This is a genomic window from Achromobacter sp. D10 (assembly GCF_035282245.1).
GTDB classification, from domain to species: Bacteria; Pseudomonadota; Gammaproteobacteria; order Burkholderiales; family Burkholderiaceae_B; genus Achromobacter; species Achromobacter insolitus.
This window is the reverse complement of record NZ_JAYJLE010000012.1, coordinates 187,076-203,720: the sequence shown is the minus strand read 5'-3', so window position 1 is coordinate 203,720 and position 16,645 is coordinate 187,076. Positions and strand designations below refer to the sequence as shown.

Here is a 16,645-nt window from a genome sequence, read left to right as displayed (position 1 = left end):
GCCGGCGCTTTACGCCATCTGTTCCAGCAGTACGCAGTTGCGGCCGTTCAGCTTTGCCTTGTACAGCAGCTCATCCGCGCGGCGCGACAGGCTATCCAAGGCTGCCGCGTCGCCGCCCCGGGCATGGGCGACGCCGAAGCTAGCGGTCATGCCAAAGCGCGCGCCGTTGCCAGCGTTGATCTGCGTGTTCGAAATGTTGATCCGCATGCGTTCTGCAACGTCGTAGACGCGGGCAGGGCTGCGGCTGCGGCACAGGACCGCGAACTCTTCGCCGCCCACACGCGCAACCACGTCGGATTCGCGGAAGGTCTTGCGACAAAGGTCGGCCACGGTCCTGAGCGCTTCGTCGCCGGTGGCATGGCCGTGCGTGTCATTGATGGACTTGAAGTGGTCGATGTCGAACAGGATGAAGGCCAAGCCTTCGCCGTCGCTGTGGCGCACATCGCCCAACGCGGCCTCCAGGCGCTTTTCGAAGGCGCGCCGGTTCAATAGGCCGGTGAGAAAATCCGTTTCGGCCATGATGGCGAGATCCTGGATCAGTCGGTCTCGTTCGAGTTCCAGCTTGCGCACTGCGGTGGCATTGTCGTTGAGCACATTCAATGCCTTGAACATGCTGTTCACTTCGCCCCGGTATTGGTCGGCGGGGATGGGCGGAATTTCGCCGCCCAGCGCGATCGCGCCGATGATGTTCGTGGCCCTGACGAAAGGACGGATGACGCGCTTGCGGAACATGGCCAGGCCGAGCACCAGCGCGGCGGTGAGCATCGCTGCGGCCGCCAGCGTCGTCAGCAGGACGCGGATCGCCGCCTTGCGGTTTTCTCCGATGCGCTGTTCCACGGCGTCGAGCATGAGATCGCGGAACTGGACGATGGACTTCATCTGCGGGACGTAGTTCGCGCCCAGCTCGTACATCGACACCAGGGAGTCTTCCGGAGCGCGTTCGGCAATGGCTCGCACGCTGTCGAGGTAATTCATGCCGGCGCCGAAGTACTGCTCCTGCAGTTCACGGTAGGCAGGCGACGCGGCATGTTGCGGCATGCTCGCGATATTGGCCTCGATCAGGGCGCGCAGCTCGTCGATGCGGCCGATCACGCGTTCGATTCTCAGTTGGTCGCCGGTGGTGAGGGTGCGGCGTTTGCTCAAGGCCGGCGCAAACGTGGAGCCCACCAGTCCCGCCTGTTCGCGCAACTCTCCGGCAAGCAGCGCCAATGAAAGCAGGTCGAAGTCTTCGCCCTGGTTTCGTGCCACCAGGCCTATCCCGTCGGACATCGCCGCGCGCAGCTCGGGCACCAGCGCGACCATGTCTCCGACCACGGTCCACAGGTTGTGGCCGGAGACGTTTGCGCGCGGCGCGGCGATGGCATTGTCGGCGCTGGCGCGGGCGTCGAGCAGGGACTGCCGGATCCGTTGGATGTTGGTGAATTCGCGGGCGCCGTTGGGATTGAGGGGCGCGCGGTACAAGGCGAGCAGATCGGCCATCTGCGCGTTGGTGCGCTGGCGGGCTTCGTCCAGCAAGTGCAGGATGTTCTCGGGAACGGGCAGGTCGGAGCCCAGCGCCGCGTTCATGGGGCCGCGCTCGGCTGACACGGCCTCCATGGTCATCAGGGTCGTGCGAACGACAACGAACCCGCGCATGGCGTCGTCGGTGGCGGTAAGCGACCGCCAGTTCTGCTGCACCACGATCACGGTCAGCATGGAGACTGGCAGCGCCACGCCGGCTGCCAGTGTCAGGAAATACCTTTCAAGGGATTTGAGAGCAAAGACATTGCGGAACATGCGAAAACATCGGCTCGGAACAATGACTGGTGGCCGGAGGTTACTTGAAATGGACCTCGGACTGCAGTGTTTTCCGGCGACTGTTTGACCGCTCAAGGTTTGTATCGCATTAAGTCGCAAAGTCTCATTTTTAAGCGCATTACATCACTCTATTTCGCGCATTTTCACGTCATTCCGAACCCTCGCGCGACCCCGTGGTTCAGGGCGAGGCGATGGGCAGTTTCTCCAGCGCGTCCTTGAAATCCGGATACTCCTTCAGGAATTCCTGACTGCGTCCGAACCGCTTGAGCAAACGCTCGTCCACCGTCAGGTTGAGCACGGTCGCGCCGTCCCATAGCCTTGGCCGCTTCCTTACATGGATCAACACCTTGTCGGTGAACTCGCGGTAGGAATCATGCGGCTCGCATTGTTCGTAGTCCGTGGCGATGCGCTGCGCCAATCCGGCTTCCAATCCTGCTTGCCGCGCCTTGTCCTGCAGCCACGCTGCCGGCAGCGTTTGCAGGCTGCCGTCCCGATAGCCGCCGCCGACATCGGAGTGCGCGCCGATGAACCAGCGCTGCTCGACGGGGCGGTCGGAGGGACGCGGCTCGGAATTGGCCTGGCGCGTCCACAAGGTTGGAAAGTAAGGCTCGCGGAATTCATTGGTGGCAATGGCGTGATAAGCGTGATGCACGTGGTTGCTGAGTTCGGTGTCGTGGAAGTTGTAGAACTTGGAAAAGCCGGGGAAGGGTATGCCGCCCACCGGTATGCCCAGGCTGCCTACCGTGTCCCACACGCCAACGAAATGCACATCGGTCTCGCGCGAGAAATTGGTTCGGAAAGCCGTGGCCTCCAGCGACGAGGGAATGCAGTCGTCGCGATACAGCGCATAGGCTTCGGCCACATTGTTGTCGGAGGGATTATTGAGCAGGCCACACTTGCGGACCATGCCGGCCAGGCTGCGCGCCGAGTAGGCGCCACGGCTGAAGCCGAACAGGAAAATGCGGTCCCGCGGTTCGTGGCGCTGGCAAAGCCAACGATAGCCGGTGCGGATGTTGGCCGACAGCCCGGCGCCGAAGGCGCCGCCGGCGAACTTGTCGATCGCCGCCCACAGGCCATGGCCCTGGGTGCCCACGCCTTCGATGTAGAACGTTTCCTGCGTGGAGGTCTCGGGCGCCGCCTTGTAGAGCTCGTAGACGTTGGTGCGGTCGTTCGGTTCGTTCCAGGTCCCGTCGAAGAATACGGCTAGATTCTTCACCATGATCGTTCTCCACAGATTGGGTCTGCGATGAATCCGCTTGTTGGCATGGCTCGCGTCCTGCGCGACGTACGCTAGCACGGCGGGCGGTGCGCGCCGGGTGCGTGGTTTCCCTGCTGATTGGACGTACACCGTATTTGTGACTAGCTAATTGGTGGCAATCCGACGCAAGTGGGCGATTTGCCGGGTGGCACACGCGCACGAGGAAAATCTCACTACATCAAAAGTCGCAATCCGAACTTTGCCGCCGGACGCCGCGCCTTGCGTTGGCGGCCGCGCCGGGCTTGGAGTATGTTGCGGGCTTGGCGGCTTCCCGCCGCGCATGAACCGAGAAGAAAACCATGGGACGTTTAGCCATTTTGGGCGCCTTGCACGAAGAGATCGCCGACCTGCTCGCGGCGATGGATCCGGGCGCCACCATCCACCGCATCGCGATGCGCGATTTTCACGTTGGCACCCTGTGGGGCACCCCCTGCGTGATCGCGCTGAGCCGGATTGGCAAAGTGGCCGCGGCGGCCACCGCGTCCATCGTGATCCACGAGTTCAAGGCCACGCGCGTGATCTTCACGGGCCTGGCGGGCGGCCTGCATGAGGATGTGGCAGTGGGCGACGTGGTTGTCGCCACTGCGTTGATGCAGCACGACATGGATGCTCGGCCGTTGTTCGAGCAGCACGAGATCCCCTTGCTGGGGCGCGAGCGTTTCGAGGCGGACCCGGTTTTGAGCGCAAGCCTGCTGGAGAGCGCCAGGCAGTTTGCGCGCACCCATGCCGGACTGCCCGACGCCGCCTTGCCGCCGCCACGTGTGCATCACGGGCTCATCGCCACTGGCGACGTCTTCGTCAACAGCAATGACTACGCGCATCAACTGCGCCAGCGTCTGCCCGAAGCGCTTTGCCTGGAAATGGAAGGCGGTGCGATGGCACAGGTCTGCTATGAATTCGGCGTGCCTTATGCGGTGCTCCGAGTGATTTCGGACCAGGCCGACCATGCCGCCAAGGCGGATTTCACCGATTTCCTGGTGAATCTGGCACGCGTCTACACCGCCGGAATCCTGGCGCCGCTACTGAAATCGGGGGCATTGCGCGCGGCCTGAGGGCTGTCGCCCTCAGGGGCCGGTGTCGGGATAGTTGGGGCCCGCGTCGCTGAACCCGCCGCTGCTATACGGATTGACCGCGCCGGGGTGGGGCGGACCGCCTTTGCCCGGCGCGCAGCCGGCCACGACGAGGGCCGTGGCCAAAAGGGAAAACAGGCGGATCAGGGCGGATTTCATGATGGTCTCCTGCGCGTCTTCCCGGTCTGGGTAGCGGCGCGCGCGGCTTGTCTATCGCGCCTATTTTACGCCCGGGCGCCGGCGCCATGCTGTTCGCCGGCTTTGGTCTTGCGCTTGGTTTGCGGGGCGGCACAGCGGTGCTGATAGGCCTGCACCGCGGGGGAATTCGCAGCCTGGAAGTAGGGGTGGGGATGGCCGGCTTCCTGTAGTGCGTCGTGCATGCGTCCGCCCCACACGCATTGCATCTCCGCCTGGTTCCAGAGCCGCGCGGCCATCGCGGGCTGGCCATGGCGCCACAGCGCCAGGCCATAATCCGCCACGATTTCCTCATCGCGAGGAATCTCACGGTAGGATCGCTTCAGCAGTTCCAGCCCGCCGTCGATGTCGCCCCTGAGCGTCAGGATCCAGCCCAGGGTTCCCTGGTTGTACGGAAGGGGGCCGGCGGTTTCGATAGACTTGCGCGCCTGGGCTTCGGCTTCGGCCAGATGATCAGGGAAGTCCGCCAGGTAGTACGCGATGTCGTTGGCCCAGTCGGGCGCGTCCGGCAGCGGCACTTCGGCGTGCTGGCGCTGCAACTCCAGGGCATCCTCAAGCGCCAGCTCGGGCATGCCCAGTAAGCGTTCCAGCTTGTAGCGCGCGCGCAGCACATCCTGATCCAGGGGCTTGCCCGGTTCGGACGCCGAGCGGGCGCGGTCCAGCCATTGCCGCGCCAGGTCGGTGTGGCCCGCCATCAGCAGCAGGTTGGCCATATCCAGTTGTTGTTGCGGCAGTGTGCCGCAGCCCGTCGCGTCCACCAACTGCAGGGCGCCTTCGTCATCGTTCTGGCTGAACTTGCGGTTGATGGCGTCCAGTTCGTCGAAACAGCGGCGGTCCTGCGCCGCCTCGGCCTCGACTGCTATCGACAAGGCTGCAGCGGGCCGGTCGTGGCTGAAGTAGGCAGTATTGCCCTGGGCGGTGCTGTAGCCCAGATCCACCCATTGCTCGCCCCAGCGTACATGCATGGTAGTGATGTAAGGCCAACCCGCCAGCGGCTCGCTGCCCGAGCCCGATTGCAGTTGGAAGAAATGGCCCCAAGCACCGTCGCCGATCATCCGGACCAGGGTGAAATCTTCCGCGGGGTGCGCCTCGCGGGTCCAGACCCAGGCGCTGCGCCCCAGCGCGTCGGTGACGCCCTCCAGTATGCCGTCCTGGCTGGGTGTGTTTTCGATGGACTCGCCCTTCGCGGTCAGGAACAGCCGGTAGGGCGTGCCCGGAGCCACCGCGGCGCCCCGGCTGTTTTCCAGCCTGAGCACCAGATAGCGCCCATGCTCGCCCTTGCCATACTGGGGCATGTCCCTTGGCGGTGCCGCGGGCGTGCTGCGGGTGGAGGCCTTCCGGGCCGCGGCGCCATCGGCGGCTTGCACCGGCAGGGCGATGGGGGCGAGCGCGAGGGCACCCGACAACAACAAGGGGTAGAGCCTGGATGGCGTGTACATCATGCGCGCAATCTGCGCCCTAGCCCTGTTCCAGGCGGTAGAACTGTTGACTGGCAATCAGTGTCGCGCCGCAGGAGGTCTTCATGCCTTCCAGTGCAGTGCGCCGGTCCGAACTGACGGCGGCCGCTCCTTCGACGATGGTGTGGGTGCCGCTGCACTTGGGGCAGGTTACGCGATCACCCAGGCGGGCCATGGGCTGGCCGAAGATCATTACTGTTTCGTCGCCCGTGACGACCACCCCGCCATGCGAGGTGCGATCGCCCTTGCGTATCACCGATAGCTGCGCCATGGCTGCCTGTTGCTTTGTCAGATTGGTTATGTGTGCTTACAGATAGGTGCCATCCGGAGCCTGCCTCGGGGTGCCGATGACGAACGTGCCGTCGGGCGCCATGCGGACCGGACCATCGCCGCCGAGGTAACGGCCGTCAGGCGCGCGCTGCGGTTTGCCGGCCACGTATGTGCCGTCAGGCGCGCGCGTGATGGGACCGCCGTCGCCCACATAGGTGCCATCCGGGCAGCGGCGTGGCTTGCCATTGATGAAGTGGCCGTCGGGCATCATGTGGAATGACTTGTCCATCGTGGTTCCTCGTCGTGGAGAACCCGAATGATATCCATGGTCCGTGATGCGTTTTGTAATAGGACGTGTCATCTTCAAACGCAACGTCGTTACAGATATGGGAGGATCGATCCTCTTCTCGCCACCCGCCGCAGGCCCGGTGGCCGAGATTCAGCCATCCGACAAGACCTATATGAGCGATATCGACACACTGCTGCAGCCCATTGCGGGCGAAGCGCCCTGCGGCGTCGACATGGTGTTTTCCGCCGAGTTCGATGCCATACGCGAAGCCCGCCGCCATGATGACCCCAACCTGGACCAGGGCGACTGGGTCATTGACATCAAGGAGGCCGATTGGCCCGAGGTCATCCGCATCTGCACGACCGTGCTGCGCGAACAAAGCAAGGACGTGCGTGTCGCCGCCTGGCTGGCCGAGGCCTGGGCCAAGACGCGCGGATTTGCCGGCTTGCGAGACGGCTACCTGCTGGTGGATGGGCTGTGCCGCCATTACTGGGACGGCTTGCATCCGGTGCCGGACGAGGGCGATGTGCAGCAGCGCGTGGGCAACCTGGCGTGGCTGCTGGCGCGGTCGCAACAACTGATCCGTGAATTGCCATTGACGCAGTCCGAGGGCGGACGCTATGGAGCGGCCTTGTGGGAGAGCGCCTCGCAGCTGGCCAACGCGGTCAAGCGCGCGCCGCAGAACGCAGCCGAGATCACCCGTGGCAAGCTCACGCTGGACCAGTTCGATGCTGCGCGCCGCGACACGCCGCCGGCCTTTTATTCGGAACTGGAAAGCAATCTGCAAAGCTGCTTCACCGCGGTGGACACGCTTGAACAGACCCTGGCGGCGCGGCTGGGCGACGAAGGCCCCGCCTTCTCGCCGGTGCGAGAGGCATTGAAGGACGTAACCGAGCTGGCGCGCCGCTTCGCCCGCGACGCTGGATTGCTGGTGCGCGCGGATAGCGCCGCCGCCGCGGCGCCTGCCGCACCCACCGCTGCGTCCGCAGCGACCCGGATGGAGCCGACCTTGTCCGCAGCCGATCCCGTCCCCGCCGCGCCCGCAGCCGCGCGCGGCCCGCTGCAAACGCGCGACCAGGCGCTGGCGCAGTTGCGCGAAGTGGCGGAGTTCTTCCGCCGCACCGAGCCTCACAGCCCGGTGGCCTATTTGGCCGACAAAGCCGCCAGCTGGGGCGAGATGTCGCTGCACCTGTGGTTGCGCACCGTCCTCAAGAACGACGATGCGCTATCCGGCCTGGAAGAGCTGCTAGGCGTGCCCAAATCGCCGGATCACAACGGCTGAACATGGTCGTGGGCATGCGTGAGCCGGCCTCTGCGGGCCGGCCCGGCGGCTAGCGGCTGGCCCGGAACTCGATTCGGCGGTTCTTCGCCCGGCCTTCCGCGGTGGCGTTGGTGGCGACGGGCTGGTCAGGTCCGGCCCCCAGCGTTTCGAAGCGGGCGGGCGGCAGGCCTTTGTCCACCAGGTAGGCACGGACCGCATCGGCACGTGCCTGGCTCAGCGCCAGATTGGTGCTACGGCTGCCGGAGCTGTCGGTGTGGCCGATGATCTGCACTTTGTCACTGTGCAGCTTGGGCACCACGTCCGCCACCTTGTCCAGCAGCTCGCGGCCGCGCGCGGTCAGCGTGGCGCTGCCGGTCTCGAATTCCACCACGCGATTGGTCAGCACCTGGTCGAGCAGACCCTGTTCGTCCTTGCTGGCGGATACGCGCAGCCCGTTGACGATCTTGTAGGTGGGATTGAGCGACGTCGCGAAGGCGCTGGCGATCTGCTGGCGCGAAGCCTCGTTCTGGACTTCGCCGCGCAGGCGGATCTGCGTGCCGTCGATTTCCAGCTGGCCGCGGTTGATCTGTTTTAACGGCTGGCCGATGAGCTTGCCGACATGCTCAGACCAGTTTGGGGGCGCAACCACGCCGCCCACGTCGATCTGGTCGATCACATTGCCCACGCCGTACACCTGCTGCAGCCGGGCCAGCACGTTGGCCTTGGTGGCTTCGTCAGGCACCGCGCCGCTGGCCACGACCTGGCCGGGCTGGGGGATGACGTTGGCGGGCACCACGGTGGCCGCGTCCTGAGCCGTGGCGGCGCAGGCGTACAGCGCTGCCATGAGCAGAAAGGAAAGGCGCATGGTCAGGCTCCGGTAAAGACTTCGAGAAAGGTGTCGAGCGCCAGGCGCAGGGACAGGCGCGGCTGGTCCAGGTAGCTGGAAAGCTTGGCCAGGCCGTGGCTGGCCGACACGTGGTTGCGAACCCAGGGCGCGTCCTCCAGCACGATGTGCTGTTCGGCATAAGCCTGCGGCGTGGACAGCAGGCTGGCCAGCGTCTGCGGCGAGGCGCCCCGGAAGTCCACTGCCAGCCGGTGCTTGCCGGCAATGCGGCCGATGAAGATCGTGATCTCGAAGTCCGCACGGGACAGGAAGGGCGAAATCAGTGTCATCCAGTAGGCGGCCACCAGATTGATGTAAAGCGGATCGTCCGGCAGGGGCAGCGACAACCCCTTGTCCAGCTGCGAGGAACCGCTGGACATCACAGGTTCCAGCAGGATGCCTAGCGCCAGGATGATGTCGTGCACGCGCGCCGCGTGGCCGTTGCCGCGGAGCATCGCCTCCAGCCGCTCAAGCGTCTGCAGGTCGACGAAGGCGTCGAAGCCGTCGTCGGCCGCGGTGCGGATCTCGCCTTCCAGTTCGTTGAGCGTCTGCAGGGCGGCGGCGGGATCGCTGTCTTGCATCAATACGGCCGCGGTGCCGCTCATGCGGTTCCACATCCGGCTGAAGGCGATGGGGCTGCGGGCGATGAAGGCCAGTGGCTTCTGGACTTCCACCGAGGTAGCGGACAGGAAGGGGTACCGGCGGCCGGACAGGTCCTGGCTAGGCTGCAGGTGCCCCGCGATGGCCAGCTTGCCGCGAGATCCCAGGATGGCGAAGGGCATGGGCTCGGCTTCGTCGTACAGCGCCTTCCAATGAGGTTCCTGCGCCAGCATCTCCATGGTGGTGGCCACCCATGCGTCTAGCGTGGCCATCAACTGCGGATGCGAAGTGTTCTTCACGAAATCGCCGCGGCTGGGGATCTTGCCGAAGTAGGCCGTGCGGAACAGGGGGGACTGCGGGTTGCTCATTGCGGCGCTCCGGGTTGCGTCTGGGCGGAGGATTCGGGAGAGGCGCCGATCACGGACGAGGGCAGGCGCAGGTTGCGCAGGCCCTGGCTGCCGCCGGGCTCGCTGCCGCCGGCGCCGGGCGCCTGGGCGTTGCTGATGATGCGCAGCTTCACCGGCACCGTTACGTTGGATTTGCCCCAGCTCATGTTGAAGCTGCCGTCCGCATTGGCGGTGCGCTGGGCAGTGGAGATCAGACGCTCCAGGCCGAAGCGGCCCGGCTCGTTCACGATCTCGACCACGCTGCCGTCGAAGGTGGTGGCGGTGATGCGCGCGCCGGGGGCGCCCTGGGCATTGGGCCACACGAAATTGACCCACTGCGGAGGCGTGTTGCGGTAGCGCAGCTGTTGGCCGTCGATCTCGATCGTGTACTCCGTCACGCCGGCCGCGGGCTTGGGCTGGATCTGGAACAGCGTCTGCGGCTGGCTGGTTGCGCCGCTGCCCGCCGCGCCTCCCGAGAGCGGCGCCACCCATTGCGCGAAGTTGGCGGTGAAGGTGGGTTGCAGGCTCACGCCCATGTCGCCCCACGTGCGCGCCGTGAGGATGTCGCCGCGGCGCACGGTCAGCGGGCCCAGCGTGTCGTTGACGTACTTGGCAATGCTGCCTTGCGGGCCGAACACCTGGCCGATCTCGTCGCTGCTGGCCTCCACGCTGGCGCGGCTAGTGAACGGATACTTCTCCGCCAGCGTCTGGTTGAACGGCCGGTAGACCTGTGCGTTCCAGACCTTGTTCAGCTCCGACTCCGCCGGCTGCATGGTGACGGCATAGGCCTGGATCAGCGGTCGCACCAGCAGCGGACGCAGGGTTTCGCGCTGCGTCGCCGACATGCCGGCCAGCATTTGCTCGTCCACCAGTTTCAGCGCGTCGGCCAGTTCTGAGTCCTTACCCTCCAGCGTCTGGCGCATCAGCGTCAGCGCGCCCGGACCAGGATCGCCCTGGTTATTCAGCAGGTTGAAGCGGGTGCGGATCTTCGACAGCGCGCCCATGTAATTGCCCAGCAGGGACTGGTTGTCTCGGGTGACGACCAGGCGCGCCACGTCAGAGAATTCACGTCCTACCGGGCCCATCGGAATTGCTTCGCCATTGGCTGCGGTAGCGGGCGCGGCGGACGGCGGCGTCTGGCGCAGGATGACACGCTTGAACCAGCCGACCACGCCGCTTTGGGCCTGTTGCAGCCCGGCGTTGATCAGCGACGGGTTGTCCCACGAGGTCTGCTCATAGGTGGTGTTGATGAGCTTGGCGATGGGCGAGGTCTGCGGATCGCCCAGGCGGTTCATCGCGCCCACAGATTGTTCGAAGCTCGTGAAAGGCTTGATCGTCACGCCGCGCAGGAACTTCTGCCATTCCTCGGCGTACTCGGTCTTGTACATCGTCGCCAGGCTTTTCTGGATCTGCTCCGGGCTGCCTTCCAGCGTCAGGTCGTCGCGCGCATTTACGCCCAGCACCCAGTCACTGGTTTGCACTTCTTTCTTGGCGGCCTCGCCGATGGCAGGCTGGATGTACTGCTCCCAGGCTTCACGCGTGAACGTGCCGGGGATGGCGTAGCTGCCGGCGACCACGCCCGCGTCGTTCTCGCCCACGATGCGCGCTACCGTCATGGCCTGGAAGCGGGTGGCGGCGCGCGCTTTGAGCGTGGCATAGGCGCGTTCACGCGCCGGCATGCCCTGCATCACGGCGCGCAGGCTGCCGCGGGTCTTTTCGACCAGCGCAAGATTGGTGTCGATCTGCGGCCAGCCCTCGTCCTGCGCCCGGGCGACGTAGAACGAGATCAGGCGTTCCGCGCTGCGGATCAACTGGTCGCGAGGCATGGCGCCCCGGTTGGTCTCCAGCCAGCCGCGCCAGTAGCGCGTGATCTGGTCGGACAGGTGCGTGGGGTCGACGTGCTGGTGATTCGCCATCATCAGGTACGTCTTGAGCGCGTTGTAGGCGTCGTCCGCGTTGGTGGGCGAGGCATCCTGGAACAGGGTGTCGCCGCCGCCAGCGTGGGCGGGGCGGGCCTGTTGCGGCGCGGGCTGGGGCGCGGCACCGTTGGCTGCTGCGGCGGAAGTGTCGACCTTGGCCAGGAAATCCTCCAGGCTGGCCTTTACCGGGGCCAGCATGAACTGGCGCGCGCCGTTGTAGTACTCGGCCAGCAGGCGTTCCTTGAGCACGTCGCCCTGGTACAGGCCCAGCCCCAGCGACCACGGGCGGCTGGAGGAATAGCGGTCCAGCTGTTCGATGCGGTCCTGAAGGATTTCCATCGCTTCCAGCCGGCTTTGCAGATCGGTGCGTTCGCTTTGCAGGCGCACCACCTTGTCCAGGTCGGCCTGCACGTTCTGCGCCAACTGGCGGTTGCCCAGGTAGGACCAGCTCCAGCCGCCCAGCACCAGGCCCAGCGCCAGTACCAGGCCGAAGAAGGCCAGGTAGCGCATACGGGTCTTGGCGGGGCTGGCGTGTTGGCGAACCAGCTTCTTGTCCGCGAAGATCACGCTGGAGAACAGGTCTCGCAGGAAGAAGCCGTTGTTGGACGTCACGCTGCGCGATTGGGCGCGTGATGCCGGCCGCAGTTCGAAGCGTTCAGCCAGGCGTTCGGTAGAGGTGCTTTGCGTGACGCCTTCCTGTAGCGCGCTGGTGAAGTAAAAGCCGCGGAACACCGGCTTGTACTGGAACGGATTGGTCTCGAACAGCGTCGACAGGAACGTGCGCAGCGCGGGTTTGATGCCGGCGAACTCCAGCGGGAACGTGAGCAGGCCCGGCGGCAGGTCGCGGCTATTGCGCAGCGATATCTGCGCCGTGCCCATTTCCTTCAGACCTTCGTACAGCTCATCGAAGCGGCTGTCGAACAGCGCCAGCACGTCGCGGTTTTCCTCGGCGCCGTAGGGCAGGGTCGCGCCCCAGACGCGGTCGCGCTCGCTCTGGTCGCTGTCGGAGAAGAACTCGCTGAAGCCCGAGATCAGGTCCGCCTTGGTGAAGATGATGTAGACCGGCGCGAACACTTCCAGGCGATCGGTCAGTTCCTGCACGCGCTGGCGCAGGTTCTTGGCCAGGTTGATCGCGAACTCGGGGCCCGTGCCCGTCAGCTCGTCGATGCTCGCGGCTACGATGATGCCGTTGATGGGGGCCTTGGGACGGTGCCGCTTGAGCAGGTCCAGGAATCCCATCCATTCGTTGCGGTCCTCTTCGTGCACCGAGTAGCGCCCCGCAGTGTCGAGCAGGATGCCTTCGGTGGTGAAGAACCAATCGCAGTTGCGCGTGCCCCCTACGCCGCGCACGGCGGCGCCGTTCTTGTCCGCGAAGGGAAACTGCAGGCCGGAATTGATCACGGCGCTGCTCTTGCCCGCCGCGGGATTGCCGATGACGATGTACCAGGGCAGTTCGTACAAGGCCTCGTTGCCGGAGGTCTGGCCAATCTTCGAGGTCTTGATCGTGCGCACCGCCTGGATCAACCGCGAGCGCAGCGCTTCCACGTCGTTGCGGTTGGCGGCCGCGCCGGTCTGGACCTGCTGTTCCAGCATGTCGCCCAGGTTTTTATTGGCATGGCGCGCGCGCCGCCGGCGCCACAGGTAGGCGCACAGCCACAGCAGCACGCAAACGCCCAGGGCGATGCCGGCCCACACCAGGCCGATTTCCACGGTTTCGGCGAACAGGAAAAGAAACACCACCAGGGCCAGCAGTCCGAGCGCCATGAAGGTGCGTGGGTTGGCCAGCGCTCGCGAGGACCAGTGTCGGCCTTCGCTGATGGCGCGGGAGGTGCCGGATAGCAGATCGGAGGGGCTGCGCATGGTTTGAGCTTTGTTCTTGTGGGTCAGGCGGGAAGGGGTTCGGAGGATGACACCAGCACCAGCGTCCGCAGCGCGGGATCCTGGGTCATGAGGGCGAGTACGGGGGCGTCTGCCTGCGCGCAGGCGATGCCGGCCACCGCGACGGTCAGCAAATGCGCCGCCGCGCCGGTGTGGCCGCATCCGGAGCCCACCGCAAGGCAGTCCTGGTTGGGATCCAGCGCGGGAAACAGGGCCGATGCGAGGCCCGCGGCCTCCAGCGGGCGGCTGCCGCGGTGGTCGGCGTCACTGATCAGCGCGGCGACGCCGTCGGCGGGCTGGCCTTGCTCGGCGAGGAACTGCGTGGCCAATTCGGTCAGTCGAGGTTCATGCAACGCGCCGCGCGCGTCGGCGCCGACGGCGCGCCTGACGTGCGCCGACAGGGTCAGGTTCAGCGCGCCGTCGGTGCGCGCCGGCTCGCTGCCGGGCGCGTGCGAGGCCAGGTCCAGCAGCAGGCCCGCCGCGGCTTCGCCGGGCACCTGGCCCTGCGGATTGACGTTGGACATAAGCCGGCCGGCGGCGTCCCATTGCTCTACGCGAGCGGCATCGATGTAGGAGTCGGTGACGGCGACCAGGCACAGTGTTGCACCGCGAGCGACCTGGGAGTCGTGCGCCAGTTGGCGCAACAGGCCGTCGCAGGCAAGCGCGTCTTGCGCGGCATGCTGGTGCACGACGACGCGGCTGGCCGGCCAGGCTGTCAACGCGCGCAGCTGGTCCGCGGCGTAGTCGCGGACGGCGTCGGGCCATGGTGCCGGCAGCAGCAATTCCAGCTGCAAGAGGGGCCATGCGTCGTCGCGTTGCGGCTCGCCCTGATTCAGAACGACGGCGCGCGCCTCCTGCGACAGCGTCTCCACGACCTCTGCCAACAGGGCGGTTGCGCGCACGCGTTCTTCATCGAGCGCGGCGGCCGGGGCGCCGGCCTCGCGCGCGGTCGCGCGCAGCGCATCGGTATCGAGTTGCGGCGCCCGGGCGCTGAAGACCGGGAATCCGTGCGTGTTTTTGAATGAGGGATCCAGGTCCGGACGCTTCTGCGCGGCCAACGCCGCGTGGATGGCTGCGGGCTCGCTGCCCATGGCGGCGCTGGCCGCGCTGGCCAGAACGCGCAGGCGCGCGGCCTGGGGCGGGGCTTCGGCTGTCTGGGCGCCGCCGTCCTGCGCGGGCTGCGTCGGCGCGGTCCGCGCTTCGCGGCGCGCGCGCACGATGCGCATGCCGCCCCATGCCGTGGCGATCAGCGCCAGCGGCAGGGCGAACAGATAGAGGCCGATGTCCACTCCGGTGGGCAAGGTATGCGATTCCTGCCACCAGATGATGACGGCGAGCCAGACCACGCCAAAGACGAGGGCCAGCAGCAGTCCGGTTTTGAAAATGCGGGTCATGAATGCGATCCGACGTATCCGGTGTTGGTCATGGCGCGGCCCCGCCATTGCGTTGCATGACGCCTGGGCGGCGCAGCTCGGTGTGGCCGAAGTCCATCATCTTCCAGCGGCCGCCCCAGGTCAGGCCAACGCGTTCGGCGGTCTCGCCGAACAGTTCGTAGCCCCGCATTGCCCAGGGGTCCTTCTCGGACACGACCACCTTGCCGTCCCGCAAGAAGGCGCTGTCGGCGGCCAGTCCGAACTGGTGATAGCTCTGATAGGCGCCGGCATTGGTCACGTGCGAGCCCATCTTTGCGAGTTCCGCCTGGCGGTCGGGGCTGCGATAACCCTCTATCAGCACCATCTCGTAGCCGTGTTCTTCGCGCATCACGCGGTACGCAGCCAGCAGGCGTTGGCGGTAATCGGCATCCAGCAGGTTCCAGTCGCGGCTCGCCCCGCCCAGGTTGGGACGCACCATTTCCACTTCGCGGGTCGTGAAGGCTTCAGGCGGCAGCGGAGGCGGAGGCACCAGCCTTTCGCCGGTCAGCAGGGCCTGGATGCGAGGGTCGGGGCCAGCGGTTCGATCCTCGTAAACAAATGTGTGATTGTGTCGCATGACGAAAGCAAAAAGTGACGGAAGCAACACAACCAGCAGGCCAGCGGCGATGTGCCAGCGGTACGCCGAAAACGCGCCGCCGGCCTTTCCGAAGCCCGTGCGCAGCGCATGCGCCGATCCGCCGACGGCCCCTCCCGCATGTCCCGCGCCACGGGCCATGCCCTGGCGAATTCCCTGTGCGAGCGCGCGTGCGCCCCGCGCGGCGGCCTCCCGCCAAGATGGGAAGACGAGCAGCGCGGATACGCCTATGACGAGCAGAAAGTAGAAAGGCAGGAGGAGAAGCAAAGAGGTCCCTCAGTTACGAAGGCGTAATCTTTTGTTCTATTCGGGATTCAGGCAAGCGCCTGGACGTTGCAAAACGCGTCTGTGGCTTAGAACTCGTAACAAGAAACGATGATGCGAAAGAAGTCATCAGGTATTCTCGAACCCCTTGGTTACAGGGGTTTAGACGACCTCTGCAGACACGGGACTTCGCATGGCAGAAGACGAAAAAAGATCGCGATCACCGACCTCTGTTCCCAGCTTGCTCGCAGGACGCTCACCGTCACCGGATGAACGCGCGGCGTCGCGCATCCTTGCCGCGCTGGAGGGCCGTATGCCGGACGCGGAGGTCAAGCACCTGGCGCCCAAGCGCCGTTCCCGCCTGCCGCTCGCGCTGTTGCTGCTACTGCTGACGGGCGCCGCGAGCGGGGTGCTGTATAGCGTGTTCGATGCGCCTGCCTTGCCTGTGGTGGCGGAGGCCGGCGCGCCGGCGCCAGCGCAACAACCCACTGCTCCGGTGCTTGCTTCAGCTCCGGTTCCCGCGCCGGCGGCCACTGCGCGCGCCGCCGAAACCGTAGCGCCACCGTCCGCTGCGGCCATTATCGAAGACCACCCGCTGGCGCAGTTGACGCGCCCGGATGCCGACGCGGACCGCGTGCCGGAGAATCCCTTGTCGGCACTCGCCGTTACCGCCACGGCGCCGCAGCCCCGCGCCGCGTTGCAGGCTCAGCCGCCCGCGCCGTCCGCCGCGCCCAAGGCCGGCGGACCCACGGTGCAGCATGCGGAGCATGCTGCCAATAGCGCGCGCTCAACTGCGTCGCCAGCCACGGCGAAGCGCGCGAAGCCGCCGAACAACGATTCCGACGCCGCGTTGCTTGCGGCGCTGATGTCCTACGGCCTGCCGCCAGCTTCGCCGCCCGGGACCAAGGTCTACAAGAGCGACGGTGTCTTCATCCGCGAATTGCCGGGCTCGCCCTTGACGGCGCGCCTGGAGCAATGCCGCAAGCTGGGCTTCCTGGAAAGCGAACAATGCCGCTTGCGGGTATGCGCGGGCTATTGGGGCACCGCGCCCGAATGCCCCAATCCGCAAGCCCACGTCGAGCCCTGAGTCTTCAGAGAAGGTTTTTTTTCC

The 16,645-nt window shown here is 65.9% G+C and carries 14 protein-coding genes; 3 read left to right on the top strand and 11 right to left on the bottom strand.

The features are described 5' to 3' along the window. Positions 1-9: 9 nt before the first annotated feature. Both VCS63_RS24885 and VCS63_RS24880 read right to left on the bottom strand, forming a co-directional pair. A complete protein-coding gene (locus VCS63_RS24885; RefSeq protein ID WP_112966355.1) occupies positions 10-1,776 on the bottom strand; it encodes a sensor domain-containing diguanylate cyclase in 1,767 nt (588 codons plus the stop codon). A 199-nt stretch (positions 1,777-1,975) separates the two neighbouring features. After that, the gene (locus VCS63_RS24880) at positions 1,976-3,016 is read right to left on the bottom strand and encodes a DUF2235 domain-containing protein (protein ID WP_149063674.1); all 1,041 of its coding nucleotides are present in this window, start codon (positions 3,014-3,016) and stop codon (positions 1,976-1,978) included. Between the two features lie 338 nt (positions 3,017-3,354). Between VCS63_RS24880 and VCS63_RS24875 the strand changes: the two genes are divergently transcribed. Further along, positions 3,355-4,107: a 5'-methylthioadenosine/adenosylhomocysteine nucleosidase gene (locus tag VCS63_RS24875; protein WP_149063675.1), complete on the top strand. Its 753-nt coding sequence runs from the start codon at positions 3,355-3,357 to the stop codon at positions 4,105-4,107. A gap of 12 nt (positions 4,108-4,119) precedes the next feature. Here the strand turns inward: VCS63_RS24875 and VCS63_RS24870 are convergent, their stop codons facing one another. The 4 genes from VCS63_RS24870 to VCS63_RS24855 form a co-directional block, all read right to left on the bottom strand. Next, the gene (locus VCS63_RS24870; RefSeq protein ID WP_088607638.1) at positions 4,120-4,284 is read right to left on the bottom strand and encodes a hypothetical protein; all 165 of its coding nucleotides are present in this window, start codon (positions 4,282-4,284) and stop codon (positions 4,120-4,122) included. Positions 4,285-4,349: 65 nt separating this feature from the next. After that, complete coding sequence (locus tag VCS63_RS24865) at positions 4,350-5,762, bottom strand: hypothetical protein (protein ID WP_323881296.1); 1,413 nt, start codon at positions 5,760-5,762, stop codon at positions 4,350-4,352. 16 nt (positions 5,763-5,778) lie between these two features. Next, entirely contained in the window at positions 5,779-6,048 is a 270-nt protein-coding gene (locus VCS63_RS24860; protein ID WP_042795237.1) for a PAAR domain-containing protein, read from the bottom strand. Positions 6,049-6,084: 36 nt separating this feature from the next. Beyond that, positions 6,085-6,336 (bottom strand): hypothetical protein, encoded by a 252-nt coding sequence (locus tag VCS63_RS24855; RefSeq protein WP_042795236.1) that lies wholly within the window; start codon positions 6,334-6,336, stop codon positions 6,085-6,087. 172 nt (positions 6,337-6,508) lie between these two features. On the opposite strand from VCS63_RS24855, the gene tssA reads away from it, so the two are divergent. Then, the gene (gene tssA, locus VCS63_RS24850; protein WP_042797373.1) at positions 6,509-7,618 is read left to right on the top strand and encodes a type VI secretion system protein TssA; all 1,110 of its coding nucleotides are present in this window, start codon (positions 6,509-6,511) and stop codon (positions 7,616-7,618) included. A gap of 49 nt (positions 7,619-7,667) precedes the next feature. Here the strand turns inward: tssA and VCS63_RS24845 are convergent, their stop codons facing one another. The 5 genes from VCS63_RS24845 to VCS63_RS24825 all read right to left on the bottom strand — a co-directional run bounded on the left by VCS63_RS24845 (position 7,668) and on the right by VCS63_RS24825 (position 15,537). Beyond that, complete coding sequence (locus VCS63_RS24845; protein ID WP_042795235.1) at positions 7,668-8,462, bottom strand: OmpA family protein; 795 nt, start codon at positions 8,460-8,462, stop codon at positions 7,668-7,670. Positions 8,463-8,464: 2 nt separating this feature from the next. Then, on the bottom strand, positions 8,465-9,448 hold the full coding sequence (gene tagF, locus VCS63_RS24840; RefSeq protein WP_042795234.1) for a type VI secretion system-associated protein TagF: 984 nt from the start codon (positions 9,446-9,448) through the stop codon (positions 8,465-8,467). Further along, positions 9,445-13,149 carry a type VI secretion system membrane subunit TssM gene (gene tssM, locus VCS63_RS24835; protein ID WP_323881311.1) on the bottom strand — a complete coding sequence of 1,235 codons (3,705 nt, stop codon included), beginning with the start codon at positions 13,147-13,149 and terminating at the stop codon, positions 9,445-9,447. Before tssM ends, tagF begins: the two co-directional genes overlap by 4 nt. 119 nt (positions 13,150-13,268) lie before the next feature. Next, on the bottom strand, positions 13,269-14,657 hold the full coding sequence (locus VCS63_RS24830) for a hypothetical protein (protein ID WP_149063676.1): 1,389 nt from the start codon (positions 14,655-14,657) through the stop codon (positions 13,269-13,271). Between the two features lie 28 nt (positions 14,658-14,685). Continuing rightward, complete coding sequence (locus VCS63_RS24825) at positions 14,686-15,537, bottom strand: M15 family metallopeptidase (RefSeq protein WP_175199531.1); 852 nt, start codon at positions 15,535-15,537, stop codon at positions 14,686-14,688. 310 nt (positions 15,538-15,847) lie between these two features. On the opposite strand from VCS63_RS24825, the gene VCS63_RS24820 reads away from it, so the two are divergent. Beyond that, positions 15,848-16,621, top strand: coding sequence for a hypothetical protein (locus VCS63_RS24820; protein WP_323881294.1), 774 nt, complete (start codon positions 15,848-15,850; stop codon positions 16,619-16,621). Positions 16,622-16,645 lie beyond the last annotated feature (24 nt).

Excerpts from the sequence above, each read along its gene's own strand:
- VCS63_RS24885 (WP_112966355.1), bottom strand. The coding sequence starts at position 1,776 with ATGTTCCGCAATGTCTTTGCTCTCAAATCCCTTGAAAGGTATTTCCTG.
- VCS63_RS24880 (WP_149063674.1), bottom strand. The coding sequence starts at position 3,016 with ATGGTGAAGAATCTAGCCGTATTCTTCGACGGGACCTGGAACGAACCG.
- VCS63_RS24875 (WP_149063675.1), top strand. The coding sequence starts at position 3,355 with ATGGGACGTTTAGCCATTTTGGGCGCCTTGCACGAAGAGATCGCCGAC.
- VCS63_RS24870 (WP_088607638.1), bottom strand. The coding sequence starts at position 4,284 with ATGAAATCCGCCCTGATCCGCCTGTTTTCCCTTTTGGCCACGGCCCTC.
- VCS63_RS24865 (WP_323881296.1), bottom strand. The coding sequence starts at position 5,762 with ATGATGTACACGCCATCCAGGCTCTACCCCTTGTTGTTGTCGGGTGCC.
- VCS63_RS24860 (WP_042795237.1), bottom strand. The coding sequence starts at position 6,048 with ATGGCGCAGCTATCGGTGATACGCAAGGGCGATCGCACCTCGCATGGC.
- VCS63_RS24855 (WP_042795236.1), bottom strand. The coding sequence starts at position 6,336 with ATGGACAAGTCATTCCACATGATGCCCGACGGCCACTTCATCAATGGC.
- tssA (WP_042797373.1), top strand. The coding sequence starts at position 6,509 with ATGAGCGATATCGACACACTGCTGCAGCCCATTGCGGGCGAAGCGCCC.
- VCS63_RS24845 (WP_042795235.1), bottom strand. The coding sequence starts at position 8,462 with ATGCGCCTTTCCTTTCTGCTCATGGCAGCGCTGTACGCCTGCGCCGCC.
- tagF (WP_042795234.1), bottom strand. The coding sequence starts at position 9,448 with ATGAGCAACCCGCAGTCCCCCCTGTTCCGCACGGCCTACTTCGGCAAG.
- tssM (WP_323881311.1), bottom strand. The coding sequence starts at position 13,149 with ATGGCGCTCGGACTGCTGGCCCTGGTGGTGTTTCTTTTCCTGTTCGCC.
- VCS63_RS24830 (WP_149063676.1), bottom strand. The coding sequence starts at position 14,657 with ATGACCCGCATTTTCAAAACCGGACTGCTGCTGGCCCTCGTCTTTGGC.
- VCS63_RS24820 (WP_323881294.1), top strand. The coding sequence starts at position 15,848 with ATGCCGGACGCGGAGGTCAAGCACCTGGCGCCCAAGCGCCGTTCCCGC.